The sequence below is a fragment of the Aeromonas sp. S15(2024) genome (assembly GCF_041402265.1).
In the GTDB taxonomy this organism is placed as follows: domain Bacteria; phylum Pseudomonadota; class Gammaproteobacteria; order Enterobacterales; family Aeromonadaceae; genus Aeromonas; species Aeromonas dhakensis.
In genome coordinates, this window is record NZ_JBGLQY010000002.1 from 146,094 (window position 1) to 164,526 (window position 18,433).

Annotated in this window: 16 protein-coding genes; 14 read left to right on the forward strand and 2 right to left on the reverse strand. The window is 63.6% G+C overall.

Annotated elements, in window-relative coordinates; translation table 11 throughout:
* Window positions 1-12 precede the first annotated feature (12 nt).
* The 3 genes from dinG to ACB033_RS04845 all read left to right on the forward strand — a co-directional run bounded on the left by dinG (window position 13) and on the right by ACB033_RS04845 (window position 3,906).
* Window positions 13-2,085 carry an ATP-dependent DNA helicase DinG gene (gene dinG, locus ACB033_RS04835; RefSeq protein WP_162519944.1) on the forward strand — a complete coding sequence of 691 codons (2,073 nt, stop codon included), beginning with the start codon at window positions 13-15 and terminating at the stop codon, window positions 2,083-2,085.
* Window positions 2,086-2,259: 174 nt separating this feature from the next.
* Window positions 2,260-2,919 (forward strand): DUF2057 domain-containing protein, encoded by a 660-nt coding sequence (locus tag ACB033_RS04840; RefSeq protein ID WP_017786232.1) that lies wholly within the window; start codon window positions 2,260-2,262, stop codon window positions 2,917-2,919.
* 90 nt (window positions 2,920-3,009) lie between these two features.
* The gene (locus ACB033_RS04845) at window positions 3,010-3,906 is read left to right on the forward strand and encodes a histone deacetylase (RefSeq protein WP_162519945.1); all 897 of its coding nucleotides are present in this window, start codon (window positions 3,010-3,012) and stop codon (window positions 3,904-3,906) included.
* A gap of 123 nt (window positions 3,907-4,029) precedes the next feature.
* Here ACB033_RS04845 and ACB033_RS04850 read toward each other — a convergent pair whose 3' ends face one another.
* Both ACB033_RS04850 and ylqF read right to left on the reverse strand, forming a co-directional pair.
* Window positions 4,030-5,178 carry an MFS transporter gene (locus tag ACB033_RS04850; protein WP_017778538.1) on the reverse strand — a complete coding sequence of 383 codons (1,149 nt, stop codon included), beginning with the start codon at window positions 5,176-5,178 and terminating at the stop codon, window positions 4,030-4,032.
* A 291-nt stretch (window positions 5,179-5,469) separates the two neighbouring features.
* Complete coding sequence (gene ylqF / locus ACB033_RS04855) at window positions 5,470-6,420, reverse strand: ribosome biogenesis GTPase YlqF (RefSeq protein ID WP_139726112.1); 951 nt, start codon at window positions 6,418-6,420, stop codon at window positions 5,470-5,472.
* Between the two features lie 332 nt (window positions 6,421-6,752).
* Between ylqF and ACB033_RS04860 the strand changes: the two genes are divergently transcribed.
* The 11 genes from ACB033_RS04860 (at window position 6,753) to ACB033_RS04910 (ending at window position 18,421) form a co-directional block, all read left to right on the forward strand.
* Window positions 6,753-8,144 (forward strand): alkaline phosphatase, encoded by a 1,392-nt coding sequence (locus ACB033_RS04860; protein WP_139726095.1) that lies wholly within the window; start codon window positions 6,753-6,755, stop codon window positions 8,142-8,144.
* A gap of 11 nt (window positions 8,145-8,155) precedes the next feature.
* Window positions 8,156-9,550 (forward strand): alkaline phosphatase, encoded by a 1,395-nt coding sequence (locus ACB033_RS04865; protein ID WP_065017019.1) that lies wholly within the window; start codon window positions 8,156-8,158, stop codon window positions 9,548-9,550.
* A gap of 50 nt (window positions 9,551-9,600) precedes the next feature.
* On the forward strand, window positions 9,601-10,284 hold the full coding sequence (locus ACB033_RS04870; RefSeq protein ID WP_139726096.1) for a hypothetical protein: 684 nt from the start codon (window positions 9,601-9,603) through the stop codon (window positions 10,282-10,284).
* 80 nt (window positions 10,285-10,364) lie between these two features.
* Complete coding sequence (locus tag ACB033_RS04875; RefSeq protein ID WP_139726097.1) at window positions 10,365-11,099, forward strand: ABC transporter substrate-binding protein; 735 nt, start codon at window positions 10,365-10,367, stop codon at window positions 11,097-11,099.
* A gap of 231 nt (window positions 11,100-11,330) precedes the next feature.
* Complete coding sequence (rnk, locus tag ACB033_RS04880) at window positions 11,331-11,726, forward strand: nucleoside diphosphate kinase regulator (RefSeq protein WP_005302721.1); 396 nt, start codon at window positions 11,331-11,333, stop codon at window positions 11,724-11,726.
* A 188-nt stretch (window positions 11,727-11,914) separates the two neighbouring features.
* A complete protein-coding gene (gene uhpA / locus ACB033_RS04885) occupies window positions 11,915-12,505 on the forward strand; it encodes a transcriptional regulator UhpA (RefSeq protein WP_005302722.1) in 591 nt (196 codons plus the stop codon).
* Window positions 12,502-14,022 (forward strand): signal transduction histidine-protein kinase/phosphatase UhpB, encoded by a 1,521-nt coding sequence (gene uhpB / locus ACB033_RS04890; protein WP_371140392.1) that lies wholly within the window; start codon window positions 12,502-12,504, stop codon window positions 14,020-14,022. Before uhpA ends, uhpB begins: the two co-directional genes overlap by 4 nt.
* A 27-nt stretch (window positions 14,023-14,049) precedes the next feature.
* Window positions 14,050-15,378, forward strand: coding sequence for an MFS transporter (locus tag ACB033_RS04895; protein WP_201891970.1), 1,329 nt, complete (start codon window positions 14,050-14,052; stop codon window positions 15,376-15,378).
* A 477-nt stretch (window positions 15,379-15,855) separates the two neighbouring features.
* Window positions 15,856-16,644, forward strand: coding sequence for a transporter substrate-binding domain-containing protein (locus tag ACB033_RS04900; protein WP_019838861.1), 789 nt, complete (start codon window positions 15,856-15,858; stop codon window positions 16,642-16,644).
* Between the two features lie 90 nt (window positions 16,645-16,734).
* Window positions 16,735-17,694 (forward strand): amino acid ABC transporter permease, encoded by a 960-nt coding sequence (locus tag ACB033_RS04905; RefSeq protein ID WP_029305783.1) that lies wholly within the window; start codon window positions 16,735-16,737, stop codon window positions 17,692-17,694.
* Window positions 17,678-18,421 carry an amino acid ABC transporter ATP-binding protein gene (locus ACB033_RS04910; protein ID WP_025201436.1) on the forward strand — a complete coding sequence of 248 codons (744 nt, stop codon included), beginning with the start codon at window positions 17,678-17,680 and terminating at the stop codon, window positions 18,419-18,421. Before ACB033_RS04905 ends, ACB033_RS04910 begins: the two co-directional genes overlap by 17 nt.
* Window positions 18,422-18,433 lie beyond the last annotated feature (12 nt).

Below are 18,433 nucleotides of genomic sequence, written 5' to 3' on the forward strand. Positions count from 1 at the left end.
GTCATTTTCTTCATGCTGTCTACCCGTCTCAAAACCACCATTCGCAATACCTATCGGCAAATAGCCGATGGTTTACCCGGTTTTGTGCCGCGCAAGGAGCAGAATTTTCTGGTGGCCGAGATAGCCAAGACGCTGACCGGGGAGTATGACAAACAGCGTCGCATCCTGGTGGCCGAAGCCGGCACCGGTATCGGCAAGTCCCTCTCCTATGCTCAGGGGGCCATCCCGGTGGCTCGCCTTACTCAAAAGAAGCTGGTGATCTCCACCGCCACCGTGGCGCTGCAGGAGCAGCTGATCCACAAAGACCTCCCCTTCTATCATCGCCATAGCGAGCTGCCGTTTCGTTTCATGCTGGTCAAGGGGCGCCAGCGCTACTGCTGCGAACACCTGTTGGAGCAGGCTGCCAGCGGCAGCGAGATGGCCAACTTCGAGTTTGACTTCGGAGCCCTCAGCAAACACAAGCCGTCAGACGCCGACAAGGATTGCTATCAGGCGTTGTGGCAGGCCTACACGGAAGGCAAGTGGGACGGTGATCGGGACAACTGGCCCAAACCCATCAACGATAACTGCTGGGATCGCATCGCCGCCGACCGCCACACCTGCAACAAGGCGCTGACTCATCATCAGCACTGCCCCTTCCACCGCGCCCGCAACGACATGGATGCGGCCGACGTGCTGGTGGTCAACCACGCCCTGCTGCTCTCCGACCTCACCATGGGTGGCGGCATCATACTGCCGCCACCGGACGAGTGTCTCTATGTGCTGGACGAGGCCCATCATCTGCCCACCATAGCCCGGGATCACGGCGCCGCCTCGGCCAGCGTCAAGGGTTCACGCCGCTGGCTGGAAAAACTGGCACAGGGGGCGGGCAAGCTGGCCAGAACCCTCAACAAGGAGAGCCTGCTCGATCCCCAGCTCAAGCTGCAGGACGCGCTGGCCTCCCTGCAGCCGGATCTGAAGGCGCTGGAGCAGTGGCTCGCCGCCAACGACCGCTTGTTCAATGAAGAAAAACAGTGCCGCTTCGCCGATGGTGTCTTGCCCGACCCCCTGCCCATGCTGGCGGAGAACCTCAAGGAGGCGAGCAAGAAGGCACTGCGGGCGCTGGACAGAATGCAGGGCGCCATCGGCGAGGCGCTGAAGGATGGCGAGATCCGTCGCAAGGATGCCGAGCCCCTGCTGGCGGAGAGCGGTTTCTATCTGCAGCGGCTGGAGGGTTTCTGCGCCCTGTGGGAGATGCTGGGGCGGCACGTGGCAGAGGGCAAGACGCCGCTGGCCCGCTGGATGGTCAAGAGCGATGACGGCGACATCTGGCTGCACGCCTCCCCCATCGAGGTGGGCTACCTGCTGGAGGAGTGGCTCTGGTCCAGGTGTCTTGGCGCCGTGCTGGTATCGGCGACCCTGACAGCCCTCTCCTCCTTCAGCTATTTCCGCCACCAGGTGGGGCTCAAAGAGCACGACGGTACCCGCTATCTGCGCCTGCGCTCCCCCTTCGATTACCAGAAGGCCGAACTCTATCTGCCCAAGATGGAGCACGAGCCCAGTGCACCCGCCTTCACCCAGGAGCTCGTCAGCATCCTGCCCCGTCTGCTGGCCGGCAAGGAGGCGAGCCTGGTGCTGTTCTCCTCCTACCGGCAGATGAACGAGGTGGCGGTGGGTCTGCGGGCCAAGGGACTCTCCCTGCTGGTGCAAGGGGAAGCCTCCCGCAACGCCCTGCTCACCCTGCACAAACAAAAATGCGATGGCGGCCAGGCCAGCATACTGTTTGGCACAGGCAGCTTCTCGGAAGGGCTGGATCTGCCCGGTCACTACCTCACCAACCTGGTGATCACCAAGTTGCCGTTCGCGGTCCCCAACTCGCCGGTGGAAGAGGCCACCGCCGAGTGGGTCGAGAAACGGGGCGGCAATCCCTTCTTGCAGCTGACGGTGCCGGAGGCGTCGCGCAAGCTAATCCAGGCCTGTGGTCGCCTCATTCGCAAAGAGGCGGACAGGGGCCGGGTCACCATTCTCGATCGCCGTCTGCTGACCAAACGCTACGGCAAGGGGCTGCTCGATGCCCTGCCGCCATTTCGACGCCGGATTGAGTAGGGCCGAGGTTGACCAAGGTAGCCAACACCACTGGCCCGATGAGTTTGCATCGGGAAAGCGCGAGCCCAGACGCGACAGGGGCGCCATAAACGCCTATTGCCGCCCTCTGGCAAACCTGCAAAAATGAGCCCCTGTTTTTCAGTGGGCACTCGCCTGACTGTTCAAGGAGATGAAATGAAACTGACTGTTCTGGTGCCAGCCCTGGCTGGTCTGTTGTGGGCAGGTAGTGCCCTGGCCGATGCCCAACTGGAAGTGAACAACCCCTATGTGGTGCAGCTGATCGATGGCCAATCCATCAATCCCAAACTGCTCGACAAGACGAGTACCTATCCTATCAAAGCCGGCAAGCACCAACTGGTCGTCGCCTTCGAAGGCAACTACTCCAGCCGCAGCGACACCAAGCTGGTCACCGCCGAACCGCTGGTGATCAACTTCACCGCCGCCGACAACCAGAAACTGGTGCTGGACTACAAGAAGCCGCGCAACGAATCCGAAGCCAACCAGTTCGTCAAGGAACAGAAAGTCACGCTCAAAGACAAGAGCAGCGGCCAGGTCGTCACCACCGAGCAATTCGTGCTGCCGAAGGTGGAAGGCTTCCAGCTGACCCGTGACTATCAGCAGGAGCTGATCAACATGGGCAAGGCGTTCAACCAGCCCAAGACTGTCGCCGTCTCTACCGCTGCCGTCATGGCCGCCAACAGCGCCCCGGTTCAGGTCGCCCCGAGCAAGGCCCAGAGCAACCCGGAAGCCCTGACCCAGCTGCAAAACTGGTACAACAAGGCCGATGCGGAGACCCGCAAAGCCTTCCAGATCTGGGTGATCCAGCAGCAGTAATTGCATCTGTTCGTCCCGAATTATCGGGCATGACAAGGGGAGCCTGGCTCCCCTTTTTCATATCTGCCTATTTGCCAAGGCCCAGCCTTCATGTCACTGCGCATCTTCCATCATCCCCTCTACTCCGCCCTGGCCCTGCCAGCGCGCCATCGCTTTCCGCTGGCCAAATACCAGGCGCTGTTCGAACAGCTGGGAAACCTGGGTTATCCGCTGACAGAGGCCGCGCCCGCCAGTCGCGCCCAGATAGAGAGAGTGCACGATGCGGACTATGTGGACGCGGCCCTCACCGGCACCCTGGATGCGGGCGCCATTCGCCAGCTGGGGTTTCCCTGGTCCTCCGTGCTGATTGAACGCACCCTGCGCTCGGTAGGGGCCACCCTTGCCGCCAGCCGCCACGCCCTCGCGCAAGGCTGCGGCCTGCAGATCTCCGGTGGCTATCACCACGCCCACCGGGACGTTGGCAGCGGCTTTTGCCTGTTCAACGATCTGGTGATCGCCGCCCAGACCTGTCTGGACGAAGGGCGCTGCGAGCAGGTATTGATCGTCGATCTCGATGTCCATCAGGGGGATGGCAGCGCCGCCCTGTGCCAGGGTCGGCGCGACATCATCACCCTCTCTCTGCACGGGGAGCACAACTTTCCCCGCCACAAACCCGCCTCCCACATGGATTTCCCCCTGCCAAGCGGCATGGAGGACGATGCCTACCTCACCACGCTGGCAGAGGCGCTCAATCTGGCGCTGCGGCTCTACGCCCCCGATCTCATCCTCTATCAGGCCGGGGTGGACGTGCATCATGCCGACGAACTCGGCTATCTCTCCTTGAGTGATGAGGGGGTACGCCAGCGCGATGCCATGGTCTTTGACTGCGCACAACGGCACGGGCTGCCCATTGCCGCCGTACCGGGCGGCGGCTACCGGCGTGACTGGCAACAGCTGATCCCGCTGCATATGTCCTTGTTTGAAGAGGCGAACAAACGCTACGGCTAGCCATTGAGCTCTGCCTGGCCACCGTTGCAGACAACAAGAAGGCGGCCCCTGGGCCGCCTCTGCTTTATATGCGAGCCATCCAGCCCCCTATCGGAAAGCGAGGATGGTGCCCTGCCACCCCGTTCAGGCGTGGGCCACCGGTGTCGAGTGTTTCCCCATGGGGCGCAGCAACATCAGCAGATAGAGCAAGGCCACGCCGGCGATCATGATGAACAGCAGATTGTCCGAAAGGTGCTGCATCAGGAGCGCGGTATAGGCCGGGCCGAGCAGGCTGCCAATGGTGTAGCTCAGCAGCAGCGCCTGGTTCATGGCCACCAGCTGATGGTGCTCGACCTTCTCGCAGGCCCACGCCATGGCCACCGGATAGAGGGTAAACCCGGCGGCGCCCAGGATGAACAGCGCCGGCCCCATCGCCACGCCGCCGAGCATGGCCCCGCACCCCAGGATCACCACCAGCACCTGCACCCGCAGCACCGGCAGGCGACCGAACCTGTCCGCCAGCCGACCCACCGGCCACTGCCCCAGGATGCCGGCACTCACCATCACCGCCATCCAGTAACCAATGCCGGCATCGCTCACCCCCTGATGATTCAGGTAGAGCGGCATCAGGCCGTAGAGGGAGCCCAGCACGATGCCGGAGATGATGCAGCCATCGACCCCGAGCCGTGCCTGACGCAGCCGCAACATGGACCAGACCCGGGTTGAGCCCTGCGCTTCGCTGCGCTCACTGACGATGCGGGTGAACAACAGCGGCAGGATAGCCGCCAGGATCAGCCCACTCGCCCAGGGCAGTACCTCCATCAGGCCGGTCGGCAACTTGCTGACCAAGAGCTGGCCGAGCACTGTGCCCAGGTAGTAGACCATCATGTAGGCGGCCAGCAGACGGCCCCGATTGTGCGCGTTGCCGCTGCACATCAGCGCGCTCTCCACCACCACCCAGATCATGGCGCAGCCTATACCGGCGATAAATCGCCAGCCGAGCCAGCTCCAGAAATCAAGGGTAATGCCGAGCCCGACACAACCGGCGGCAAAGAGGGCGGAGGCCAGGTAATAGCTGCGGTTGAAGCCGCAACGCCTGATCAAGGTGCCCGCCAGCAGGGTGCCCAGCAGGTTGCCGCTGAAATAGGAGGAGCCGACCATGCCCACCTGCCAGGTCGGCAGCTGTTCATGGGCAAGCCAGAGCGGTACCAGGGTATTGAGCACCGCGATGGAGAGGGTCAGCAGCAACAGGCCACAGAGCAATAACAGCACTGGCCGGGTGTATATGGTCATGGGTAAAACCGTGAGGAGAGTCAAAAATGCGAGCGCATCATGCCACCGCCAATGCCATTGTCAATCGGCACTGAAAGCAGGATCGCAAGGTTTTAGCGAATGCTGCTGGTGCGGTGCAGCACGGCACCGTTCGGCGCCTAGCTTATCCCCTTGATTCACGGACTCTTTGGCCATGATGACGGGCAGATGCCGGTTGCCTGTCGGCCTCTTGGCCTCCCCCTCAATCCAGGACGCCATAACGAGAAGAGGCGACCCCGGGTCGCCTCTTCTTTATACCTGGCACAAGGCCGGTCAGCGCTGACGCTTCTTGGCGTACTTGCGGCGGGCCCGCGCCTGACGCTCCTCTTCCCGCTCCGCCTTCTCCTTGGCCTTCTGTTCGGCCTCGGCATCGGCCTCCACGATCTCGCTGCTCACCATCTGCGGGGTCTCCAGCGAGATGCGGCCCAGCAGGCCAGAGCGGAACTCGTTGACCAGGATCTCGGACGCCTTGTGCAGATCCGACAGCCCCCCCTTGCGCATGAAACCGCGCTGACGGGCAATCAGATCCAGCAGCTCGATCTCGGTCTCGGGCAGCGCGTCAATCTGATAGCGCGCCTGGATCCGCCCCGGATAGGCCTTGAGGAAGTAGTCCGCGGCGAACATGGCGATGTCCGCATAGTCATAGACGGTGTCCTTGATGGCGGCCGTGATGGCCAGCCGATAGCCGCAGGAGGGCGGGTTGAGTTTGGGCCACAAGAAGCCCGGGGTGTCGGTCAGGATGACGTTGTTGTCGAGCTTGATCCGCTGCTGGGACTTGGTCACCCCCGCCTCGTTGCCGGTGCGGGCGATGATGCGCCCGGCCAGGGTGTTGATCAGGGTGGATTTTCCCACGTTGGGAATGCCCATGATCATGGCGCGCACGCCGCGCAGCTCCAGATTGCGCTCCGGCAGCATCTCGTGGCAGAGGGTCAGCAGCTGCTTGATCTTCTCCGGCTCCTGCTGGGTCAGGGGCAGCGCCTTGATCCCCTTTTCCTGTTCCATGTGGGCCACCCACAGCGCGGTGATCTCGGGGTCAGCGAGATCCGCCTTGTTGAGCACCTTGATCACCGGAGTATCGCCGCGCAGCTCGGGCACCAGCGGGTTTTCGCTGGAGAAGGGGATGCGGGCGTCGAGCATCTCTATGATGACATCGACCTGGGGCATGACCTCGGCAATCTCTTTGCGGGCCTTGTGCATGTGGCCGGGGAACCAGTTGATGGACATATCCGTTACTCTCATCTAGGGACTGCGGGCGCGGGCTTGCGGTGGCGCGAGCGGCGGGCGATGGCGGACGCAGGGCGTCGCAAGGGGGCGCATTTTACCTGCACCCGCCCCGATTTGACAGGCCATTCTAGCCGCCAGCCGGCAAACCGGCCAGATTTTCGCCCGCCCCCTCCCCTCGTCAGCCGGTGTGGCCAGTCTCTGCTATTGATAGATAAGTGATTGATACAACATAACATTCACGCAACACCTTCATCGGATTGTCATCCAGTTTCACTAAAAGTGTCATCTGCGACCTCTAGGCTGCGCTCAGGTTTTACAAGGAGCGAACCCCAATGAGAAAGATGGCAGGACTTGCATTGATGATCGGCGCCGCCCTGGCCGCCGGCTGCAATTCCAACAACGACAGCAGTGCGCCCGAGCCCGGTGCCAAGAACGTGATCTTCTTCCTCGGCGACGGCATGGGTTTCAACACCCTGACCGCCGCCCGCATCTACGGCGTCGGTGAAGAGGGCAGCCTCACCATCGATACCCTGCCAGAGACGGCCTTCATCAAGACCTTCTCCCACGACGCCCAGGTGACCGACTCGGCCCCCTCCATGTCCGCCTACATGACCGGGGTCAAGAGCAACAACGGTGTCATCAGCATGGACGGCGATGCCACCCAGGAGAACGACTGCAGCAAGAGCGCCGGCAAGCCGGTCACCACCTTGCTGGAGCTGGCCAAGGCCGCCGGCCGCGGCACCGGCGTGGTCACCACCACCCGGGTGACCCACGCCACCCCGGCCGCCACCTATGCCCACCTCTGCAACCGGGATCTGGAGGCGGACATCGCCGCCCAGCTGGTACCCGGCGGCGCCGGTTACAACAGCGCCCTTAAAGAGGGGGTGGACGTGGTACTCGGCGGCGGCAGCAGTTTCTTCTTGCCCAAGGCCGACAAGGGCAAGCGTGAGGATGGCCGCAACCTCATCGACGAGATGAAGGCCAAGGGCTATCAGTTTGCCGCAACCCTGGACGAGCTGAACCAGGCCGATGCGAGCAAGCCGCTGCTGGGGCTGTTTGGCTCAAGCCACATGAAATATGACCTGGACCGACCCGCCAGCGAGCCCTCCCTGACCCAGATGACCCTGGCCGCCATCAAGCAGCTCAAGGACAAGAAACAGGGCTACTTCCTGATGGTGGAAGGGGGTCGCATCGACCATGCCCTGCACGACACCAACGCCAAGCGTGCCCTGCAGGACACCCTCGCCTTCGACAACGCCATCAAGGCGACCATCGACGAGGTGAAGAAAACCGATCCCGAGCTGAAAAACACCCTGATCGTGGTCACCGCCGACCATGACCACACGCTGGTGCTGAACGGCTACGCCAAGCGAACCGGCAAGACCACCGCCGACAACCCAGGCGTACTCGGACTGGTGAAGAACTATGAAACCGGTGAGCCGAGCAAGGATGCCGACGGCATGCCCTACACCATCATCGGCTTTGGCAACGGCTACAACCGGGTGGATGGTCCGCGCAGCAGCGTGGCACCGCTGGACGACGCCACCGTCTCTGCCAACGACTATCACCAGGAGGTGGTGGTCAAGGTAGGCGAGATAGGCAACGAGACCCACGGCGGCACCGACGTCTTCCTCGGCGCCATCGGCCAGGGAGCGGAGAGCTTCCACGGCTCACTCGACAACACCGCCGTGTTTGGCAAGGTCAAGGCTGCGGCCGGGCTGTAAGGAGCATTCCCATGAAAAGCGTCATGAAACAAAAACTGCATAAAACCCTCGTCAGCACGGCCCTGCTGGCCGCCCTCGGCGGCGCGGCCCAGGCACAGGCCAGCGACGCCAAGAACGTCATCCTGTTTATCGGTGACGGCATGGGCCCCACCGTGCTCACCGCCACCCGCCTCTACAAGGTGGGGGAAGAGGGCAATCTGGAAATCATGAAGCTGGCCCGCAGCGCCCGCATCAAGACCTTCTCCAACGACGCCCAGACCACCGATTCGGCCCCCTCCATGGCGGCCTACACCACCGGGGTCAAGATGAACAACGAGGTGATCGCCATGAGCAGCGACACCAAGGCCGTCGCGCCCGGCAAGGACGTCAACGGCAACAAGGGCATCAACAACTGCACCAGCGACAACGGCAAGCCGGTGCCCACCATTCTCGAGCTGGCCAAGGCGGCCGGCAAGTCGGTGGGAGCCGTCACCACCACCGAGCTGACCCATGCCACCCCGGCCGCCACTTACTCCCACATCTGCCACCGGGATGCCGCCTACGCCATCGCCGAGCAGGCGGTACCGGGCGGCGCCGGCTTCAACACCGCGCTGGGGGATGGAGTTGACGTGCTGATGGGGGGCGGCGCCAACCACTGGACGCCCTACAACAGCACCAGCAACAAGGGTGGCCGCGCCGACGGGCGGGATCTCACCGCCGAGCTGACTGCCCAGGGCTACCACTACGTCACCACCAAAGATGATCTGGCTGGCGTCAACTCGGGCAAGGTGCTTGGGCTGTTCAGCGCCAAGTCCCACCTCGACTACGAGCTGGACCGGGTCGCCAAGGGGGCGGCGAGCACCCAGCCCTCCCTCTCTGAGATGACCGCCAAGGCGATCGATCTGCTCAGCCAGAACAGTCAGGGTTACTTCCTGATGGTGGAAGGGGGTCGCATCGATCACGCCCTGCACGGCACCAATGCCAAGCGCTCGCTCACCGACGCGGTGGCGCTCGACGAGGCGGTCAAGACGGCGCTCGGCAAGGTGGATCTGAAAGATACCCTGATCGTGGTCACCGCCGACCATGACCACACCATGACCATCAACGGCTACTCCGCCAAGGGCAACAAGGTGCTGGATCTGGTGAAAAACGGCGACGGCTCGACCCAGAACGACGTGGATGGCAAGCCGTTCACTACCCTGGTGTTCGGCAACGGCCCCAACCGCGCCGACGTGCGCCCCACCCTCACCAGCGATCAGGTGATGGCGGACGACTACCTGCAAGAGACCGGGGTCAAGCTGGGCTCCGAGACCCACGGCGGCGGCGATGTGATGCTGTTTGCCGACGGCGCCGGCAGCAGCCGCTTCAAGGGGACGCTGGATAACACCAAGGTGTTCGGCAAGCTCAAGGAGGCGCTCGGTCTGTAAACGGCAGGGCCCGGCCAAGTGCCGGGTCCTGCTCGCTCGAGCGAGACGGCATGATGCGATATTTATTACCCTTGTGGCTGCTCACCAGCAGCCTCTCTTTTTCCCTCCTTGCCGAGGAAGTCCCCGATCTGGCCGCCCGCATCCGCTATCAGGACAGAGTGACCAGCAGCGACGGCATCAGCAAGGAGAGCCAGTGGCAGGAGAAGTGGCTGCGGGTCGGCGATCAGGTATGGAGCCAGCGGCTCATTCCCCTCCCCCTGGCCCGTGCCTACCACGCCGCCCACGATGCCACCCCGGGCCACAAGCACTTTACCCACCAGATGGCGGCGCGCTGGGTGACCCGCAACCAGCAGGATGAGCTGCAGCTGCGCTACGCCGACAACTGGCACAACCAGCTGGTGGAGGTACCGGAGGAGGAGTATGGCCAGGTGGCCTTCAAGCCCGACTGGCCCAGGATCCGCCACCTCATCAACCCGGCCCTGCTGCAGGAGATGACCCCCCTCGACAAGGCGGCCCCCGAGCAGGCCCGCTGGTATGAGAAGCGCGAGGGCAAGCAGCGCACCCGCATCCTCTGGTCGAGCCGCTGGCAGCTGCCGCTGGTGGTGGAGTCGGCCAGCCTCGACGGCTATCGCAGCTACCGGATGGAGGTGACCCTCAAATCCCTGCCCAAAGCCCTGCCCTGGCAGCAGCTGGAGGGCTACCAGACTCTGGATCTGCGAGATTTCTTCGACTGACGGGACGCCCCGAACAGGGTGGGCTGACTTGTGCCGACGGGGTGGTACACTCTGGGTACTCATCCCGGATCAGGTCTGCCATGCGAATTTCTGCTCTCCTGCTGCTGTTTTGCTCCCTGCTTTTTCCCGCCCTGCCGGCCCGGGCCGTGGTGGTCATCGCCGCCGAGATCCCCCCTTATGTGATCCGCTCCAATCAGGGGGCCCCGAGCGGCATGGTCATCGAAGTGCTGGAAGAGGCCGCCCGCCGGCTCAAGGAGCCGCTGACCATCGAGCTGATGCCGCTGGCCCGCGCCCTCAGCCAGGCCCGCTATCGCCGGAATGTCTTGCTGGTGCCGCCGGTGCGCAGCCCCCAGCGCGACCCTCAGTTTCTCTGGATTGTCCCCCTGATGGACGAGGCCTTCGTGCTGGTCAGCCATCACCAATACCACCCGACCCCTCTCACCATCAACGCCCTGCCCGGCCTCACCGTCGGCGTGATGCGCGGCTCCTTTGGCCAGAGCCTGCTGCGACCCTATCCGCAGGTGAAACAGGCGCTGGTGGCCGAGGAGATCCACAACGCCGACAAGCTGGCACTCGGCCGCATCCAGGGCTGGGCGGTGGCCTGGAACAGCGCCCGCTACAACCAGCAGCAGGCCGGCCTGCCGCTGGCGGATCTGGTGCGCGGCGAAACCCTGCAACAGTCTCCCCTGTACCTGGCTGCCAGCCCCCATTTTCCAACCGCCGAGGCGACCCGCTGGTATCAGACCATCACCGCCATGCGCGACGACGGCAGCCTGGCGCGCATCATCAAGCAGTACGATTACCAGGCGCCCTGACAAGCTTGTCAGGAGAATTGCCAAAGCAGTTCAGAATGGTTATGGTATCCCCATGAAAGCGCTCATGATTTTGTCAAGTCTGCTCACACCCCGTTGAGCCCCCGCCCTCGCCCCTGACAGCGAGTCGTTGGGGGCATCGCATTCCCGATCTGTTTTTTCGTATCGCACACTCTTTTTTCGGCCAGCTTGCCCGTCATCCTGGCCATCAGACCCATTGATAAGGAATATCTTATGAAACAGCCACATCTCGTGATTTCCAGCCTGGATCTCGATCGCATCGAGCAGCTGCTCGGCAACCATCCCCAGCACCTGGCCCTGCAGGAGGAGCTGGATCGCGCCGAGATCCGCGAACCGGCCGACATGCCGCCGGACGTGGTGACCATGAACAGCACGGTGCGCTTCAAGATGCAGAGCAGCGGCAACGAATTCTGCCTGACCCTGGTCTACCCGCGGGACGTACAGGGAGACGAGTCGAAGATCTCCGTGCTGGCCCCGGTCGGCAGTGCTCTGCTTGGGCTCAAGGTGGGTGACAGCATCGCCTGGCCGGGCCCGGCCGGTCGCACCATCCAGGTGGAGATCCTCGAGGTGGTCTACCAGCCGGAGCGTGCCGGCGAGCTGCACCGCTAGCCCTCCCGGGCACGCGCCGGCCTGCATGACGGCGCCGGGCGTGCCCCTGCAGCTGATCCCGATCAAGCTTTGCCGCAGAAGTGGCGCCAATCCTGCCCTCCAGCCCCGCTTTCACTTGAGCCGGGACGAGGGGGCAGGTATCTTGTTGGCCGCGCCAGCACCCTGGCCGCAGATTTCAGGCTGACATCATGATTAAGATTGCCCTCATCGACGATCACCAGATCGTCCGCTCTGGTTTTGCCCAACTGCTCAATCTCGAACCCGACCTGCGGGTGGTGGCCGAATTCGGCTCCGCCGCCGAGGCGCTGGCGGGTCTGCCCGGCAGCGGGGTACAGCTGTGCGTGTGCGACATCTCCATGCCGGATCAATCCGGGCTGGATCTGCTCAAGCGCCTCCCCTCGGGGCTGGCCGTGGTGATGCTGTCGGTGCACGACAGCCCGGCCCTCATCGAGCAGGCCCTGCAGGCCGGCGCCAAGGGGTTCCTCTCCAAGCGCTGCAGCCCGGACGAGCTGATCGCCGCGGTACGCACCGCCGCCCATGGCGGCTGTTACCTCACCCCGGACATCGCCCAAAAGCTCGCCTGCAACAGCCAGGATCCCCTCACCAATCGGGAGCGGGAGGTGGCGCAGCTGCTGGCGCGGGGGCTGGAGGTGAAGGCCATCGCCGAACAGCTCGGCCTCTCCCCCAAGACGGTGCACGTGCACCGCGCCAACCTGATGGACAAGCTCAAGGTCAGCAACAACGTGGAGCTGGCCCACCGCATGCTGGACAGCTGGTGATCGCTCGTCTGGCCAGCTATGTCGCCATCTCGCTGGCGGCCTGCTTCATCTTTGCCGCCGGCTGGTTTTGCCTCTGGAGCATTGGCCTACACCTGGCGGGCTCCCCCATGCTGGCGGCCCTGCTGTTCCCCTTCGGCCTGCGGCTGGGGCTGCTCTTGCAAAGCCCGCTCGCCTACTGGCCACCGCTGCTGCTGTGCGAATCCCTGCTGCTCTACTGGCTCAACCAGGAGGTGGGGCTGCCGCTGTGGCCGCTCATTCAGGCGGGCAGCCTGCTTACCCTGCTGCCGCTGCTCATCGCCCGCCGCCAGCCGGTGCGCAACGACTGGCAGCAGCTGCTGGTGCTGCTGGCCACCGTCACGGTGGCGGCCGGGCTGCAATCCCTGCTCTGGCACCTGGCCGGCGAGGATGGCCTCACCGCCCTGCTGCTCACCCTCACCGGCGGGCTGACCCTCACCTCCACCTGCATGCTGATCTGGCACTACCTCACCCGCGCTACCTGGGTGCCGCTCGGCCCTGCGCTGGTGGATCAACCGGTAGACTGGCGCTTTCGCCACCTGGTCTGGTATCTGCTGCTGTTTGTGCTGAGCCTCTGGCTGCAGCTCGGCCTGCCGGACTCGCTGGTGCGCTTCACCCCGTTTTGTCTGGCCATTCCCATCATCGCCATGGCCTGGCGCTACGGCTGGCAGGGGGCCCTGCTCGCCACCCTGATGAACACGGTGGCGCTGATGGCCGGTCAGGCCTGGCACGATCACCCGCTCGATCTGCTGCTCTCCCTGCTGGCCCAGAGCCTCACCGGCCTGCTGCTCGGCGCCGGCATCCAGCGCCAGCGCGAGCTCAACCAGGCGCTGACCCGCCAGCTCGCCCACAACCGCCAGCTCACCGAACGGCTGCTGGAGACCGAAGAGAGCATCCGCAAGGAGGTGGCGCGCGAGCTGCACGACGACATCGGCCAGACCATCACCGCCATCCGCACCCAGGCCGGCATAGCGCGCCGGTTGGCGCCTGACAACACCGGGGTCGGCCAGAGCAGCGCCCTTATCGAGACCCTGTCGCTTGGCATCTACGACGCGGTGCGCGGCCTGCTCGGCCGGCTGCGCCCCCGCCAACTCGACGACATGAGCCTGGAGCAGGCGGTGCGTGGCCTGCTGCGCGAGCTTGAGCTGGAGCGCCGCGGCATCGTCACCCGGCTCGAGTGGCAACTGGCGGACGCCGGCCTCTCCGATGCCCAGCGGGTCACCCTGTTTCGGGTCTGTCAGGAGGGGCTCAACAACGTGGTCAAACACGCCAACGCCAGCTCGGTCACCATCCGGGCCCAGCGTCAGGGGGAGCGACTGACCCTGCTGCTGGAAGACGATGGCTGCGGCCTGCCCGAGCACCGCACGCCCCAGGGCTACGGCCTGCTCGGCATTCGCGAGCGGGTGCAGGCGCTGGGGGGCTCGCTGCAACTCTCCTGCGTACACGGCACCCAGCTGACCGTGACCCTGCCCGATCGCAAGCGGGAGGAGAGCCATGAGTAAGTTAGCCCCCAAGCCGGGAGACCTGTCATGCTGAGCTTTATGCGCAGTGCGCCGCCCCAGCCCCTCATCCGCGATCAGGCCGAGATCGACGCCTGTTATCGCCACTGGCGGCTGCACATACTGCTGACCATGTACCTGGGCTATGCGGTCTTCTACTTCACCCGCAAGAGCTTCAACTTCGCCATGCCGGACATGCTGGCCAGCGGCATGCTGGCCAAGGCCGACATCGGCATGCTGTGGACCCTGTTCTATATCACCTACGGCTGCTCCAAGTTCTTCTCCGGCATCATCAGCGACCGCGCCAACCCTCGCTACTTCATGGGCCTCGGCCTGATGGCGACCGGGGTCATCAATATCCTGTTCGGGCTCTCGTCGTCGCTGTGGCTGTTTGCCGCCCTCTGGGTGGCCAACGCCTTCTTCCAGGGCTGGGGCTGGCCCCCCTGCTCCAAACTGCTCACCAGCTGGTATTCGCGCAGCGAACGCGGCTTCTGGTGGTCGGCCTGGAACACGGCCCACAACGTGGGCGGCGCACTCATCCCCCTCATCGTCAGCACCCTCGCCCTGCAGCACGGCTGGCGCTACGGCATGATAGTGCCCGGCCTCATCGCCATCCTTGCCGGGCTGTTTCTCTGCTGGCGGCTGCGCGATACCCCGAGCGCCATGGGGTTGCCCACGGTGGGCGAGTGGCGCAGCGATGCGCTGGAGCTGGCCCAGCAGACTCAGGATGCGGGGCTCTCCCATCGCCAGATCCTGCGCAAGTACGTGCTCGGCAACCCCTATATCTGGCTGCTGGCCTGCTGCTACGTGCTGGTCTACGTGGTGCGCACCGCCATCAACGACTGGGGCAACCTCTACATGACCGAGCAGCGCGGCTTCAATCTGATGAGTGCCAACTCGGCCATCTCCATGTTCGAGGTAGGGGGCTTTATCGGTGCCCTGGTGGCGGGCTGGGGATCGGACAAGCTGTTCAACGGCAACCGTGGGCCCATGAACCTCATCTTCGCGGTGGGGATATTGCTCTCGGTGGGGTCGCTGTGGCTGATGCCCTTCTTCAGTTACGTGATGCAGGCGGCCTGTTTCTTCACCATCGGCTTCTTCGTGTTCGGCCCCCAGATGCTGATCGGCATGGCGGCGGCGGAGTGCTCCCACAAGAACTCGGCCGGGGCCGCCACCGGCTTCGTCGGCCTGTTCGCCTACATGGGGGCGGCGCTGTCGGGCTATCCGCTGGCCAAGGTGCTGGAGATCTGGCACTGGCAGGGCTTCTTCGTGGTGATCTCGGTGGCGGCCGGCGTCTCCGCCCTGTTGCTGCTCCCCTTCCTCAAGGCGCAGGCCCCCCGCCCTCGCGAGGCGGCCTGACTCACCCCGGCCAGCAGACCCGTCTCTTGATTTGATCGCGGGTGCCGTCGGTCTGCGCCCGCCACCCACACCTCTTTGCCAATCCCCTTTACCACTCGTGTGAAGCTGATTGTTGGCGCACGCCAACCAGCTGAGCAGCAATTGGCACTGCTGACGGCGGGTCCCCTTGTAACAAAATGTGCTGAATACATTTTGGGCTTGAACCCGCCCCATTAGATAGATATGTTGTTTTCGTGTGATTTTATGAGTGTCGCCACGGGAAAAATGCGCCACTAACCTATTGAGTCATCTGGCACAATCGGCATTTGGTACATTTTTCACTCAGCTGGTGGCAAATAGAATCCCATATGGGGCTTTCGCCTCAATCAAGACAATAATCCTGTCTTGCCCTGTTGCCGGATGCAGCAGTCTCTTGTGCCACGGAGTCGCACGGGATCAGGTTCAAGGCTGAACACACTTTTGACAGAGACGTCACTTATGATCAAAAAACTCATTCTCTCTACCCTGCTGCTGTGCGGGCTGGCCAACGCGGCCCCCAGTTCCACCCTGGATGCCGTGCTGGAGCGCGGCGTGCTGCGGGTCGGTTTCGACGCCGGCTATCAACCCTTCGAGATGACCAACAAGCAGGGCCAGTACATCGGCTTTGACGTGGATCTGGCCAAGATGGTCGCCAAGGAGATGGGCGTCAAGGTGGAGTTCGTCAACACCGCCTGGGATGGCATCATCCCCGCGCTCTTGACCGACAAGTTCGACGTCATCATGGGCGGCATGACCGTCACTCCCCAGCGCAACCTGCGCGTCAACTTCGCCGACCCCTATATCGTGGTCGGGCAGACCATCGTCCTGCGCAAGGACAAAGCTGGCGAGATCAAGTCCTTCACCGACCTCAACGACCCCAAATACAAGATCGCGGTCAAGCTCGGCACCACCGGCGAGCAGGCGGTCAAGCGCCTGATCCCCAAAGCCACCCTGCTGCAGTTTGAAACCCAGGATGACGCCAAGCTGGAAGTGATCAACGGCAAGGTCGACGCCTTCGTCTACGACCTGCCCTACAACGCCATCTTCGCCACCCAGAACAAGGGCGCCGTGGTGCATCTGGACAAGCCGTTCACCTTCGAGCCGCTGGCCTGGGCCATCCGCAAGGGAGATCAGGACACCCTCAACTGGTTCAACAACTACCTGCGCCAGATCAAGGGCGACGGCAGCTACGACCGCCTCTACAAGAAGTGGTTCGAATCCACCGCCTGGCTTGATCAGCTCAAGTAACCTCGCAAGGGGCGGCCCGCCGCCCCTTCACGCAGATCCCCAAACAATAACTACAACGAGGTTGCGACAGTGCACAACCCAACAAGACAGATGGAAAAACAACCCAATCAACTGCTCTGGCACGGCGTCTTTCTGCTGATCGTGCTGGCCGCCCTGTTCGGCATCTACAAGGCCGTGCAATCGGTGGATTACACCTGGCGCTGGGAGCGGATCCCCCAATACATCGCCTATCAGGCGGAGCAGAAAAATTACGCCGAGTTCGACGGCACCGTGGTCGCCGGCACCACCGAGGCCGACAAGGGCAAGCTGTTCCTGCAAAACGATCTCGATCCCAACCAGCGCCAGCCCATCGCCGTCAGCGGTGGTCAGGTGGCGCAAGGGGATACCGTCTTTCGCGGCGACACCCTCGACACCCAGCTGAGCTGGACCGCCGGCCCCATCGCCTGGGGCGTCTGGATGACCATCAAGCTCTCGCTGGTGGCGGGCATCTTTGCCATCCTGCTCGGCACCCTGGCGGGGCTGGCGCGGCTCTCCCCCAATCCGGCCCTGCGCAACCTGGCGGTCACCTATGTGGAGCTCATCCGCGGCACCCCGCTGCTGGTGCAGATCTTCATCGTCTACTTCTTTATCGGCACCGTGCTGAACCTGGACCGGTTCACCGCCGGGGTGGCGGCACTGGCGGTCTTCACCGGCGCCTACGTGGCGGAAATCGTGCGGGCCGGCATCAGCTCCATCCACAAGGGGCAGATGGAAGCGGGTCGCAGCCTTGGCATGACCTCGGCCCAGACCATGCGCTACGTGATCCTGCCGCAAGCCTTCAAGCGGGTACTGCCACCACTGGCGGGCCAGTTCATCAACCTGATCAAGGACTCCTCGCTGGTGTCTGTCATCTCCATCACCGACCTGACCAAGGCGGGACGGGAGGTGGTGAGCTCCACCTTCAGCCCGTTCGAGGTGTGGTTCACCGTGGCCCTGCTCTATCTGGTGCTGACTGGCACTCTCTCCTTCCTTGTACGCCGTCTGGAGGTGAAATATGCGCGCAGCAACTGATCCGATTATCAAGGCAAGCTCAGTGGAGAAGTTCTACGGCAGCGAGGTGCACGCCCTCAAGAACGTCAGCACTCAGGTGGCCGAAGGGGAAGTGGTGGTCATCGTCGGCCCAAGCGGCTCTGGCAAATCCACCTTCCTGCGCACCCTCAACCAGCTGGAGACCATCAACGACGGCCAGATCGTGGTGGATGGCATCAGCCTGACCGAACCTGGCGACGTCAACAAGCTGCGAGAAGAGGTGGGCATGGTGTTCCAGTCTTTCAACCTCTTCCCCCATCTGAGCGTGCTGGACAACATCTGCCTCGCACCGCAAAAGGTGCGTGGGCTGTCGCGCAAGGACGCCGAGGACAGAGCCAAGGCCCTGCTGCTCAAGGTTGGGCTCTCCAACAAGGTCCAGAGCTACCCCTCCCAGCTCTCCGGCGGCCAGCAACAGCGGGTGGCCATCGCCCGGGCGCTCGCCATGCAGCCGCGCATCATGTTGTTTGACGAGCCCACCAGCGCACTCGACCCCGAGATGGTGGGCGAGGTGCTGGACGTGATGAAGGGGCTGGCCCGCGAGGGGATGACCATGGTGGTGGTCACCCACGAGATGGGCTTTGCCCGGGAAGTGGCGGATCGGGTGCTGTTCATGGAGAGCGGCGAGCTGCTGGTGGACGAGAAGCCGGCGGATTTCTTCGACAATCCCCCCTCCCCGCGCCTGCGCCAGTTCCTGAGCCAGGTGCTCTAAGGGATAACGCAC

Excerpts from the sequence above, each read along its gene's own strand:
- dinG (WP_162519944.1), top strand. The coding sequence starts at position 13 with ATGCTGTCTACCCGTCTCAAAACCACCATTCGCAATACCTATCGGCAA.
- ACB033_RS04870 (WP_139726096.1), top strand. The coding sequence starts at position 9,601 with ATGATGCGATATTTATTACCCTTGTGGCTGCTCACCAGCAGCCTCTCT.
- ACB033_RS04860 (WP_139726095.1), top strand. The coding sequence starts at position 6,753 with ATGAGAAAGATGGCAGGACTTGCATTGATGATCGGCGCCGCCCTGGCC.
- rnk (WP_005302721.1), top strand. The coding sequence starts at position 11,331 with ATGAAACAGCCACATCTCGTGATTTCCAGCCTGGATCTCGATCGCATC.
- ACB033_RS04895 (WP_201891970.1), top strand. The coding sequence starts at position 14,050 with ATGCTGAGCTTTATGCGCAGTGCGCCGCCCCAGCCCCTCATCCGCGAT.
- ACB033_RS04875 (WP_139726097.1), top strand. The coding sequence starts at position 10,365 with ATGCGAATTTCTGCTCTCCTGCTGCTGTTTTGCTCCCTGCTTTTTCCC.
- uhpA (WP_005302722.1), top strand. The coding sequence starts at position 11,915 with ATGATTAAGATTGCCCTCATCGACGATCACCAGATCGTCCGCTCTGGT.
- ACB033_RS04865 (WP_065017019.1), top strand. The coding sequence starts at position 8,156 with ATGAAAAGCGTCATGAAACAAAAACTGCATAAAACCCTCGTCAGCACG.
- ylqF (WP_139726112.1), bottom strand. The coding sequence starts at position 6,420 with ATGTCCATCAACTGGTTCCCCGGCCACATGCACAAGGCCCGCAAAGAG.
- ACB033_RS04840 (WP_017786232.1), top strand. The coding sequence starts at position 2,260 with ATGAAACTGACTGTTCTGGTGCCAGCCCTGGCTGGTCTGTTGTGGGCA.
- ACB033_RS04845 (WP_162519945.1), top strand. The coding sequence starts at position 3,010 with ATGTCACTGCGCATCTTCCATCATCCCCTCTACTCCGCCCTGGCCCTG.
- ACB033_RS04850 (WP_017778538.1), bottom strand. The coding sequence starts at position 5,178 with ATGACCATATACACCCGGCCAGTGCTGTTATTGCTCTGTGGCCTGTTG.
- ACB033_RS04900 (WP_019838861.1), top strand. The coding sequence starts at position 15,856 with ATGATCAAAAAACTCATTCTCTCTACCCTGCTGCTGTGCGGGCTGGCC.
- ACB033_RS04905 (WP_029305783.1), top strand. The coding sequence starts at position 16,735 with ATGGAAAAACAACCCAATCAACTGCTCTGGCACGGCGTCTTTCTGCTG.
- ACB033_RS04910 (WP_025201436.1), top strand. The coding sequence starts at position 17,678 with ATGCGCGCAGCAACTGATCCGATTATCAAGGCAAGCTCAGTGGAGAAG.